General features: G+C 35.0%; 14 protein-coding genes. All 14 read left to right on the forward strand.

The window, feature by feature from the left end:
• The first annotated feature begins 19 nt into the window (after nt 1–19).
• Nucleotides 20–937, forward strand: coding sequence for a flagellar hook-basal body complex protein (locus EDD72_RS06020; protein ID WP_132768302.1), 918 nt, complete (start codon nt 20–22; stop codon nt 935–937).
• A gap of 62 nt (nt 938–999) precedes the next feature.
• On the forward strand, nt 1,000–1,194 hold the full coding sequence (locus EDD72_RS06025) for a flagellar FlbD family protein (protein WP_132768304.1): 195 nt from the start codon (nt 1,000–1,002) through the stop codon (nt 1,192–1,194).
• A gap of 21 nt (nt 1,195–1,215) precedes the next feature.
• Nucleotides 1,216–1,662, forward strand: coding sequence for a flagellar basal body-associated FliL family protein (locus EDD72_RS06030; protein ID WP_132768306.1), 447 nt, complete (start codon nt 1,216–1,218; stop codon nt 1,660–1,662).
• A gap of 30 nt (nt 1,663–1,692) precedes the next feature.
• A complete protein-coding gene (gene fliM, locus EDD72_RS06035) occupies nt 1,693–2,688 on the forward strand; it encodes a flagellar motor switch protein FliM (RefSeq protein ID WP_132768308.1) in 996 nt (331 codons plus the stop codon).
• Nucleotides 2,681–3,871, forward strand: a complete 1,191-nt coding sequence (gene fliY / locus EDD72_RS06040) for a flagellar motor switch phosphatase FliY (RefSeq protein ID WP_132768310.1) — start codon at nt 2,681–2,683, stop codon at nt 3,869–3,871. Before fliM ends, fliY begins: the two co-directional genes overlap by 8 nt.
• Nucleotides 3,872–3,893: 22 nt before the next feature.
• Nucleotides 3,894–4,256 (forward strand): response regulator, encoded by a 363-nt coding sequence (locus EDD72_RS06045; RefSeq protein WP_132768312.1) that lies wholly within the window; start codon nt 3,894–3,896, stop codon nt 4,254–4,256.
• Nucleotides 4,257–4,411: 155 nt separating this feature from the next.
• Nucleotides 4,412–4,879 (forward strand): flagellar biosynthetic protein FliO, encoded by a 468-nt coding sequence (locus tag EDD72_RS06050; protein ID WP_165894982.1) that lies wholly within the window; start codon nt 4,412–4,414, stop codon nt 4,877–4,879.
• A complete protein-coding gene (fliP, locus tag EDD72_RS06055) occupies nt 4,872–5,633 on the forward strand; it encodes a flagellar type III secretion system pore protein FliP (protein ID WP_132768316.1) in 762 nt (253 codons plus the stop codon). The genes EDD72_RS06050 and fliP overlap by 8 nt, the downstream gene beginning before the upstream one ends.
• Nucleotides 5,634–5,645: 12 nt before the next feature.
• Nucleotides 5,646–5,915, forward strand: coding sequence for a flagellar biosynthesis protein FliQ (gene fliQ, locus EDD72_RS06060; RefSeq protein ID WP_132768318.1), 270 nt, complete (start codon nt 5,646–5,648; stop codon nt 5,913–5,915).
• 7 nt (nt 5,916–5,922) lie between these two features.
• Complete coding sequence (fliR, locus tag EDD72_RS06065) at nt 5,923–6,702, forward strand: flagellar biosynthetic protein FliR (protein WP_132768320.1); 780 nt, start codon at nt 5,923–5,925, stop codon at nt 6,700–6,702.
• 1 nt (nt 6,703) lies between these two features.
• Complete coding sequence (flhB, locus tag EDD72_RS06070) at nt 6,704–7,795, forward strand: flagellar biosynthesis protein FlhB (RefSeq protein ID WP_132768322.1); 1,092 nt, start codon at nt 6,704–6,706, stop codon at nt 7,793–7,795.
• A gap of 14 nt (nt 7,796–7,809) precedes the next feature.
• Entirely contained in the window at nt 7,810–9,843 is a 2,034-nt protein-coding gene (gene flhA / locus EDD72_RS06075) for a flagellar biosynthesis protein FlhA (RefSeq protein WP_132768325.1), read from the forward strand.
• Nucleotides 9,840–11,021 carry a flagellar biosynthesis GTPase FlhF gene (flhF, locus tag EDD72_RS06080; protein ID WP_132768327.1) on the forward strand — a complete coding sequence of 394 codons (1,182 nt, stop codon included), beginning with the start codon at nt 9,840–9,842 and terminating at the stop codon, nt 11,019–11,021. Before flhA ends, flhF begins: the two co-directional genes overlap by 4 nt.
• The gene (locus EDD72_RS06085) at nt 11,008–11,880 is read left to right on the forward strand and encodes a MinD/ParA family protein (protein ID WP_243643787.1); all 873 of its coding nucleotides are present in this window, start codon (nt 11,008–11,010) and stop codon (nt 11,878–11,880) included. The genes flhF and EDD72_RS06085 overlap by 14 nt, the downstream gene beginning before the upstream one ends.

An 11,880-nucleotide genomic window follows, 5' to 3' on the forward strand; every position in this document is an offset into this window, starting at 1 on the left:
AAGGGAGGGTTAATTAATTATGCTGCGTTCATTATATTCTGGTATTTCAGGTATGAAAGGTTTTCAGGTTAAATTAGATGTGATTAGTAATAACATTGCTAATGTGAATACAGTAGGTTTTAAAGCAGGTCGAGTCAACTTCCAAGATATATTAAGTCAAAAGATCGGTAGTGCCATGCAGCCAACAGCTGGACAACGAGGAGGTATGAATCCTAAACAAGTGGGATTAGGTTCGATGGTTGGTACTATTGATACTTTACATACTCCTGGAAGTTTTCAGACCACAAATGTGCTTACTGATCTTGCAATTGATGGAGATGGATTCTTCCAAGTATTAGATGCTCCCAATAATAAAATCTATTTTACTCGAGCAGGGAATTTTACACTAGATGATAATGGGTACTTAGTAACTCCACAAGGAAATTATGTTCAAGGGGTAGTTGTTGATAATACTGGAAAAGCCGTAATCGATGTAAATGGAAATACAATTCCGACAAATATTCAAATTCCTGACAATGCTTACGATACAAATGCATCAAAGCAAATGGAAAAAGTGGTCGCCTATAATATCGCTTCTGACGGTGGTATTGATCTTACATTAGCTAATGGCTCGGTTATAAAATTAGCCAAAGATCCAACAAGCACAAATCCAACTGAATTTGTAAAAGTTGGTCTTGTGAAAATTACCAATCCTGGCGGTCTTGAAAAAGCGGGAAATAGTTTATATATCGAATCTTTAAATGCTCAAGCTGACGATATCAATGTCCCAACAGAATTAGGAACTAGCATTCGTACCGGTACCCTAGAAATGTCTAATGTTGATTTAACGAATGAATTCTCCGAAATGATCGTAGCTCAACGTGGATTCCAAGCCAACTCAAGGATTATTACTACATCGGATGAAATTCTACAAGAACTTGTTAACTTGAAACGATAATAGGATTGTAAATAGGTAACTGGGGAGCTCTCTCCCCAGTCCCTAATAGGGGGCTATACATAATGATCAAGGTAAACCGATTAGATGGTTCAGAATTCGTCATTAACGGTTTATTAATCGAATCGGTAGAAAGCACCCCAGATACAATTGTCACTTTAACTACCGGTAAAAAAATAATGGTCAAGCAAAGTGTGGATGAAATTATTCAACGATTTGAGGATTTTATTCGGCGAACTCATACGATACAAAGTGAGTAAAATAAGGCGGAGGGTAAAACCGTGTTCAAAAACAAATTATTTAATATGTCTTTAATTATTATTATTTCGATCGCTCTATTAGTTGTTGTTGCTTTCTTCTTGTATCAATATACTTTTTGGAATGTTAAATCGGTTCAAGGTAATCAAGTGAAAGCACCATCGATTGACGAAATTGTACCATTGACTGTAAAAGTACCTAAAATTAGTACAAATTTAGGAGATTCTACGGTTATTGTGCTTGAAATGACTTTACAAATGGATAATAAAGACGCAAAGGTTGAGGCTGAAAAACGAATGTTCCAAATTCAAGATAAAGTAAATTTGCTATTAAAGAACCAAACTGCCAAATCTTTTGCGAGTGAGGAAAAAATTAATCAATTTAAGGTGGAATTGATCTCTCGTTTAAATAAGATTTTATTAGAGGGCAAAGTGGTCCATGTTGATATTACCCAAATCTTTTTACAATAGGTTTCCGTATAACTGGGGAGGTGAATTAGAATGAGCGAGATTCTTTCGCAAAGTGAAATCGATGCACTATTAGCAGCATTATCTTCTGGAGAAATGAATGCAGAAGAACTGAAAAAAGAAGAAGAACAGAAGAAGGTAAAAGTTTATGATTTCAAAAGGGCACTTCGTTTTTCCAAAGATCAAATTCGAAGTTTAACACGCATTCATGAAAATTTTGCTCGTCTCTTAACCACCCATTTTTCGGCACAGCTTAGAACCTTCGTCCAGTTTACGGTCGTTTCCGTTGATCAGTTACCATATGAGGAATTCATTCGTTCGATCCCTAAAATGACGATTTTGAACATTTTTGAAGCAAAGCCTCTTGAAGGAAGAATGGTAATAGAAGTAAATCCTAACATCGCCTATGCGATGATGGACCGGGTTTTGGGAGGCCCTGGAATTGCCCCAGATAAGATTGGGAATTTAACCGAAATTGAAACAATGATTATGGAAAGTATGTTTCGTAAAGTTTTGGATTACTTTCAAGAGGTATGGAAAAATATAATCGATATCAACCCCCGTTTAGAAATGATGGAAGTGAATCCTCAGTTTATGCAAATTGTTTCGCCTAACGAAACTGTAGCCGTGATCTCTTTTAATACGAAAATCGGAGATACTTCGGGAATGGTTAATCTTTGTTTGCCACATGTTGTTTTAGAACCGATCATGCCAAAATTATCGTCACATAATTGGTTTTCAGAGCAAAAAAAAATCGCGAACCAAGAAGATGTAAAAAAATTACAAAAAAGGATTCGTTTCGCAGCATTACCCATTAAAGTGGAATTAGGTCATACTGAAATAACGATTTCCGACCTTTTACAATTAGATGTTGGAGATGTGATACAATTGGATAAAAATGTAAAAGAACCATTAGTCGCTTCAGTTGGTGATGTACCAAAATACTATGTACAACCAGGGTTATCAAAGGGAAAGATAGCAGTACAAATCATTGAGAATATAGAGGAAGGGGGGAATCAAAATGAGTAGGGAGATGTTATCCCAAGATGAAATCGATGCATTATTAAGACAAACATTAGGGGATCAAGAGAACTCGGTAGATATAGATGAATATTTAACTCCGATGGAACAGGATGCTTTAGGAGAGATTGGAAATATCTCTTTTGGTAGTGCTTCTACTGCATTATCTACACTATTAGGAACAAAAGTTGAAATTACTACACCTACTGTATCAGCTATAGAAAGAAAAAATTTGGCTAATGAATTTCCAACTCCATATGTTGCAGTGTATGTCCAATATACAGATGGTATACAAGGAACGAACGTTCTAGTTATCAAGTCATCAGACGCTAAGATTATTGCTGATTTGATGATGGGAGGAAGTGGTCAAGTTTTAGACGATAACTTAACGGAGATGGATATTAGTGCAGTGCAAGAAGCAATGAACCAAATGATGGGTTCATCTGCAACGTCGATGTCCACGATTTTTAATTCAAAAGTTAACATTTCACCGCCAGGAATTGATATTCTTAATTTAACCGAGGGAATAGGGGAAGAAAATATTCCAAATGATGATATTCTTATTAAAGTTTCCTTCCGTCTGCGTGTAGGGACGTTAATTGATTCGAATATCATGCAAATAACAACCGTTGATTTAGCAAAAAAGATGGTTGGTCAGTTATTAGGAACAGATACTTCAAGTACAAATTCTTCCACTCGTAATGTTCAAGAAGAGACAAGCAATGATTATGATTTATCTAATCTACATGATGTGATTGATCTTCCAAAAGGGATTGAATATCAGTCAAAACCGACGAACCGTTATGAAAAAGGAGATACCTATTATCATTCTTCTGGAAATGTAACGAATAAAGAGCAAGTAAATCAGAATCCCAAAATACAAACCGCACAATTTGCAGATTTTGATTTACAAAAATCTGTAAAAAACTTAGATCCTAATTTAGAAATCTTGATGGATATTCCTTTACAAATTACAGTAGAATTAGGTAGAACAAGAAAAATGATCAAAGAGATTTTAGAATTGGCACAGGGTTCAATCATTGAATTAGATAAATTAGCTGGAGAACCTGTGGATATTCTTGCAAACAATAAGTTAATTGCTAAAGGTGAAGTGGTCGTTATTGATGAAAATTTTGGCGTCAGGGTCACAGATATTATTAGTCAATCTGATCGAATTCGCAAATTGCAATAATCATGAAAGGAGAAAGAACAATATGGGAAAAAGAATTTTAGTTGTTGATGATGCAGCGTTTATGAGAATGATGATTAAGGAAATTTTAACTAAAAATGGTTTTGAGGTAATTGGTGAAGCGAGCGATGGAATACAGGCTGTGGAAAAGTATAAAGAACTCCGACCAGATTTGGTAACCTTAGATATTACGATGCCTGAAATGGATGGCATTACAGCACTAAAAGAAATTAAAAAAATTGATCCGAATGTAAAAGTGATCATGTGTTCAGCAATGGGACAACAAGCAATGGTTATTGATGCAATTCAAGCAGGAGCGAAAGACTTTATTGTTAAACCTTTCCAGGCTGATCGTGTGATTGAAGCGATTACGAAAGCACTTGGATAAGGATGACATCATATGGTTCGTTTTTTTCATTATTCATTATTTTCTTATTGTCCCCATCTCAGATTTCATTTGCAGAGGAAAATCAAACTTTTCAAGAACCTAATCTGGGGTGGCAATTCTTTAAACTTATTTTCTTTTTGTTTCTCATATTAGCAATGATCTACTTTCTGTTTCGTTTTCTCTCCCGGAAAAACGGTTTGGTTCGCTCAAATGCTTTTCAACTTCTTGGAGGGATTCCATTAGGACAAAATAAATCGATTCAATTCGTGGAAATAGGTCAAAAAATTTATGTTTTAGGTATTGGACAAGATGTTCACTTGTTACAGATCATTGATAACCAAGAAGAATTGCAACAAATAAGAGATTTGGTATCTGCTCCTTCTATCGCAAATGATAGATTGATAGGATGGTTAAATCACATAAAATCTGTTTTTTCTCCTTTAAAACGTTTCATGGAGAAGAAAAATTTAGAAAAAATCCACTCAATAAAATCATTTGAAGAATTACTGAATCGAAAAATGGCAGACTTAAAAGAGCAACGAACACAATCATTAAAGGAAATTATTCACACGAAAAGTGATACCTCAACAGAAAAATTAGGGAAAAGGGATTCAGATGAATAAGAAAATTGGCTATATATTTTTTGGCTTCTTCATTTTCCTGTTGTTCATTCCTCTAACTGTTCATGCTGAATCGAGTGTAGTTATACCTGGATTCGATTTTAAAGTAGGAACATCGGATCAACCTCAGGATGTAATGACATCTCTTCAGATTTTGTTGCTATTAACTGTTCTATCATTGGCACCTGCAATTTTAATATTAATGACGAGCTTTACTAGAATCGTCATTGTTCTATCATTTGTGAGAAATGCACTAGCTACTCAGCAAATGCCACCAAATCAAGTGATTATAGGATTAGCATTATTCTTAACGTTGTTTGTCATGGGACCAACTTTTACCGAAGTGAATCAAAAGGCGTTACAACCATATATGAATGGGAAAATTACTCAACAACAAGCCTTTAATGAAGCAGCAAAGCCCTTTAAGCAATTTATGATCAAACAAACAAGAGAAAAAGATATTCTTTTATTTTTAAATTATGCCAAAATGGACAAGCCAAAAAACGTGGATCAAATGCCTCTTAGTGTGCTAGTTCCAGCATTTGCAATTAGTGAATTAAAAACAGCGTTTCAAATGGGCTTCATGATTTTTATACCATTCTTAATTATCGATATGGTTGTATCGAGTATCTTAATGGCAATGGGAATGATGATGCTCCCACCAGTTATGATTTCATTACCATTTAAGATTTTACTATTTATACTTGTTGATGGATGGTATTTAGTTGTGAAATCTTTATTAGAAAGCTTCCATTAGGAGTGGAAAACTATGTCGGAAAACTTTGTGATTCATCTTTTTGAGAATGCCGTTTATACGATCTTAATCGTAAGTGCACCGGTCATCGGTTTGGGCCTTTTAGTAGGATTACTGGTTAGTATTTTTCAAGCAACTACGCAAATTCAAGAACAAACATTAGCTTTTGTTCCTAAGATTGTTGCTGTTTTACTTGCTATTGTTTTTTTTGGACCATGGATGCTATCTCGATTAGTAGAATTTACTCAAGCAATCTTTGGCCAATTAGGTAATTTTATAGGATGATATCTTCATGTTTACATTTACATACTTTTATCTATTCTTACTTGTCTTTATTCGAATGACATCATTTTTTGTAACTGCTCCCGTTTTTTCTTCACGAGGAGTTCCAACATCTTATAAACTAGGATTCGCCTTTTTCATTTCATTGGTTATTTTACCTGTGATTAAGGTGAATGTTAATGATTTGACAATCGATGGAACCTATTTGTTTTATCTTTTTCGTGAAATTTTGGTTGGTTTAGCATTGGGATGGCTTGCACAATTACTTTTTATGTCTGTTCAAGTTGCAGGCTCATTGATTGACATGCAAATTGGTTTTGCGATCGCCAATGTAATTGATCCGCAAACAGGAATTCAAAGTCCTATTATGGGAAATTTCAAATATATGTTTGCCATTCTTTTATTACTAGCTTTAGATGGTCACCATCTTTTTATTGATGGTATAGTTTCTAGTTACTATAAAATCCCTATTGGTATGGATTGGATATCTCAGCTTGATCACGAGTCTATCATTCGTTTTGGTATCGATATATTCCAATCGATGTTTATTATCGCGTTTAAGATGGCTGCGCCAATCGTTGGAACGGTTTTTTTAAGTGACATGGCATTGGGAATTGTTTCAAGAACTGTTCCTCAATTCAATATCTTTGTTGTAGGTTTACCAATCAAAATCATCGTTACCTTTTTGATGATGATTGTGATCGCCCCAGGGTTCATTTATATTTTAAAACAACTCTTTGCAGAGACGTTTATTTCGATGAAACAATTGCTAGATTTAATGGGGTCATAATATGAAGCAACTACCAATGAATCTGCAATATTTTGCAGGTGAGAAAACTGAAAAAGCAACGCCCCAGAAAAAAAAGGAGGCGCGTAAGAAAGGGCAGGTTGCCAAAACAGCAGAACTTTCCTCTGCAATTATCTTTCTATTATCATTTTTACTATTTTATTTATCAGGCCCTTATTTATCCAAACATATATTGAATATTTATAGAAAGTTTTTTAATCAATATCTTTTATATGATGTAACTATAGATAACATACGACCACTTTTTCTTGGAATACTTTCTGATTTAATCTGGGCAATACTTCCGATTTTTGCGATTACGTTGATTGGGGGCCTTACCGGAAACTTAATGCAGATTGGTTTTATGTTTATCAGTGAACCCTTAAAGATTAAATTAGATCGGTTAAATCCGCTAGAAGGGGCAAAAAGAATTTTCTCCAAAAGAGCACTTGTTGATCTATTAAAATCGATTTTTAAAATTATCGTAGTTGGTTATACAACTTATGCTGTTTTATGGGATAACAGAGAAAAATTATTAAGTTTATATCAGTTTGATCTGAATGGGATCGTTTCGATTATCGGTAAATTAATGCTAGAAATTGGGTTAAAGTCCTCAGTTTTGTTCATTGTCCTATCTATATTTGATTATGTATATCAACGTTACGATTACGAGAAAAATCTTCGGATGTCTAAACAGGAGATAAAAGAGGAATTTAAGAAATCAGAAGGTGATCCTTTAATTAAAGGGAAAATAAAAGAAAGGCAACGACAAATGGCTATGAGTAGAATGATGCAAGCGATACCTGAAGCAGATGTCGTGATTACAAACCCTACTCACTTTGCAGTAGCCATTTCCTATAAACCAAATGAAATGGAAGCCCCTAAAGTCGTTGCCAAAGGTATGGATTATTTAGCATTGAAAATAAAAGAGGTAGCAAAAGAACATGACATTGCTATCGTTGAAAATAAGTGGTTAGCTAGATCTTTATACTATCAATTGGAAATTGATGATTTTATTCCGACTGAATTATATCAAGCAGTCGCAGAAGTCTTGGCTTACGTTTATCGAATTAAGGGTGTAGCCAAGGTTAAATAGGGAGGAGAACAGAGTTGAAACAGTTTCGACAGATTGCCATACCAGTCACCATTGTTCTTATAATCATGATGATGGTTCTTCCTCTGCCTACATGGTTATTAAGCTTTCTCCTTATTATCAATATTTCGCTATCATTAACGATTCTATTAGTTTCAATGTTTACGACAGAACCGCTGCAATTTTCCATCTTTCCTTCATTGCTATTAATTACAACATTGTTTCGACTTGCTTTAAACGTATCAACCACCCGTTCGATTTTAACACGTGGTGATGCAGGGAAAGTCATTGAGGCATTCGGGCAATTTGTTGTTGGGGGAAATCCAGTAGTTGGTTTTATTGTTTTTATGATACTTGTTGTGATCCAATTCGTAGTTATTACAAAAGGATCAGAACGAGTAGCGGAAGTAGCTGCACGTTTTACCCTGGATGCAATGCCGGGAAAACAGATGAGTATTGATGCAGATCTAAATGCGGGTATGATTACGGAACAGGAAGCAAGGGAAAGACGAAGAACGATTGAAAGGGAAGCAGATTTTTATGGAGCAATGGACGGAGCGAGTAAATTTGTAAAAGGTGATGCCATTGCGGGAATTGTTATTCTGATTATTAATATTATTGGCGGTTTTATCATTGGAATGGTTTATTTTCATCTTGATGTAGCTCAGTCTGCAGCAAGGTTTACATTATTATCTATCGGTGATGGATTGGTAAGTCAAATCCCCGCTCTAATGATCTCAACAGCAACTGGTATTATTGTTACGAGAGCTGCATCAGAAGGTAATTTAAGTGAAGATGTAACTAGTCAAATTTTCGCTTATCCTAAACTTTTGTATATTGTTGCAGCCACTATTGCAGTACTAGGATTTTTTATATCTCCAATTACTACCTTTCCAGTTGCTGGTGTCTTAGCAATAGGTGGGTACCGTATGCAACAGAACCAATTAAAAGAACAAGTGATCAATGAACAAATTGAAGAAGAGCAAGAAATGGAACAAATACGTAGTCCTGAAAATGTTATGCAGTTGCTTTCTATTGATCCGATTGAATTTGAATTTGGCTACGGTTTGATTCCACTAGCTGATGCAAACCAGGGAGGTGACTTGTTAGATCGGGTTATCATGATTCGTAGGCAAATTGCCCTCGAATTGGGTTTAATGGTACCTGTTATTCGTATTCGTGATAATATTCAATTAAAACCAAATCAGTACATCATTAAAATTCGTGGTAACCTTGTTGCAGAAGGTGAGATCTTACTTGATCATTACTTAGCGATGAGTTCAGGAGTGGATGATGATTCAGTTACAGGGATTGAAACGACAGAACCAGCTTTTGGATTACCAGCTTTGTGGATTAATGAAGAAGTGAGAGAAAAAGCGGAGATAGCAGGTTATACCGTTGTTGATGCTCCTTCTGTTGTGGCTACTCATCTAACGGAAGTTATCAAACGACACGCTCACGAATTATTAGGAAGACAAGAAGTACGAGCACTTGTAGATCATGTAAAAGAATCACAACCAGCTCTTATTGAAGAACTAGTTCCAAACTTGTTATCGATAGGGGAGATTCAAAAGGTTTTAGCGAATTTACTTAAAGAGAAAGTTTCAATCAGAAATCTTGTAACGATTTTTGAAACACTAGCTGATTATGCTAGTTATACAAAAGACCCGTTCGTATTAACCGAGTATGTAAGACAAGCCCTAGCAAGACAAATCACTTTACAATATGCAGAAAATGGCAAACTGTTAAAAGTAATTACAATTGGTCCCGATCTAGAAAAGAAGATTGCAGAGAGCATTCAACATTCAGAACAAGGAAATTATTTAGCTTTAGACCCTACCACTTCCCAAATCATTTATCGTAATGTAAGCGAGCAAATCAATCGAATCGTAAAAACGGGAAGTCAACCTATTTTTTTAATTTCGCCTATGATTCGAATGTATTTTAGACAAGTAGTAGAACGTCTTATGCCAGAAGTTCCGGTTTTATCTTATAATGAATTAGAACCTCATGTTGAAGTGCAAAGCATAGGAGTGGTGAATTTACAGTGAGGGTAAAACGATATGTTTCAAATACACTACCGCAAGCAATGGAACAGATTAAAGTGGAGTTAGGAGAAGATGCGATTATATTGCATACAAAAAAGATTAAGGTTGGAGGATTTTTGGGCTTTTTTGGAAAGGAAAAAGTAGAAGTGATCGCTGCAGTTGATCAAAAGAGTGAAAAATCACTTCCTAAAAATTCAACTTCATCACGACAGATCGAAAATGTGAATAAAATAAAAGGGTCGCAAACGGTTCACTCATCTAATGATTCAGACCCCAATCAACCTTCAACACAATCTGATACAATCATTCAAGAGGTTAAAGACATCAAGAAACTAATGGTTCAACTGATGATGAACCAACAAAGCAATGGTGTGGATTCTAACTATTCTGATGAAGTAAAAGAAGTATATCAACGCCTGATTAAACAGGGAGTTGAAGAAGAACTTGCAGGAACTATTATTTCAGAAGTTATACAAAATATAGGGGAAAATTACCAAAAAAAACATGTTTATGAAGTCACAATCCAAAAAATTATTGAAAAGTTGCGTAAGAATGGTACGAATAAAGAAATTCAATCCCAAACGAAATTGATCCATGTCGTTGGACCAACTGGAGTAGGCAAAACGACGACGATCGCAAAACTAGCTGCTGAGAGTGTACTTAAACATCACAAAAAAATTGCCTTTATTACGGCAGATACATATCGTATTGCTGCTGTTGACCAACTCCGTACATATGCAGAGATATTAAACACACCTATTGAAGTGGTATTTTCACCACAAGATACAATAAAAGCTTTAGAAAAATTGAAAGATTATGATCTCATCTTTATGGATACTGCGGGTCGAAATTATCATAATGAGATGTATATATCGGAGTTAAATCATCTTCTATCAACAAATTTTAAAAGTGAAACTTATTTAGTTTTAAGCTTAACTCACAAATATGAAGATATGCTTTCGATTCTTGAACGCTTTAAGAATGTTAAAATAGATAAATTATTATTTACTAAATTTGATGAGACGATAACCTATGGCGCCATTGTTAACATAGTTTCAAAATTTCCATATCAGGTGTCTTATCTAACAATTGGGCAAAATGTCCCGGATGATATCGAAATTTTTGATGAGGAGAAAATTGCGAAAGCCATTTTAGGAGGGGTGATCGGTGATAAGCAATGATCAAGCAGAAAGCCTTCGAAGAAAATTACAAACCTCTCCTCAGAAAGTGCAATCAACTCGTGTAATTACGATCACGAGTGGTAAAGGTGGAGTAGGGAAATCGAATTTCACCTTAAACTTTGCATTGGCTTTATTGGACCATAACCACAAAACAACCATTCTAGATGCTGATATCGGTTTAGCAAATATCGATGTTTTAATGGGAGTTCATTCCAGATATACTTTACAAGATCTTTTAGAACAACGACTTGGTATTTGGGAAATTATTGAAAAAGGACCTAAAGGTCTCAACTTCATTGCTGGAGGTTCAGATTTAGAATTGTTTATAAGTCAACAAAACCAGCAAAACGTGTCCTACCTATTTGAACAATTTCAATTATTAAATGGACATGTTGATACCTTACTTGTAGATACGGGAGCAGGCATATCACCTGAATCATTAAAGTTTATGCTCTCTTCTGATGAAGTGTTCTTGGTTACTACTCCCGAACCAACAGCGATTACGGATGCCTATGCGATCATTAAAATGATTCATTCCAGGGAAAAAACAAAAAAAGTCTCTTTAATTATTAATCGGTCCTCTGATGAAAAAGAAGCGCTTAGTACAGCAAATCGTATCCGGATCGTTTCAAAAAACTTTTTAGATTTTGATATCCATTACCTTGGATATATCACTAACGATGAACATGTATCAAAAGCAGTAAAGAGACAGGAGCCATTTTATTTATCCTATCCTAATAGTAAGGCTAGTAAAAACATAAGAACAATTGTTGAAAAGTACATTCAAAAACAAGAACCATATCCAATAGGTGGAACAAAAGCTTTTTTGGAAAAAATGTATTCCTTGTTTCGTAGATAG

It is taken from the genome of Tepidibacillus fermentans, from assembly GCF_004342885.1.
Classification (GTDB): domain Bacteria; phylum Bacillota; class Bacilli; order Tepidibacillales; family Tepidibacillaceae; genus Tepidibacillus; species Tepidibacillus fermentans.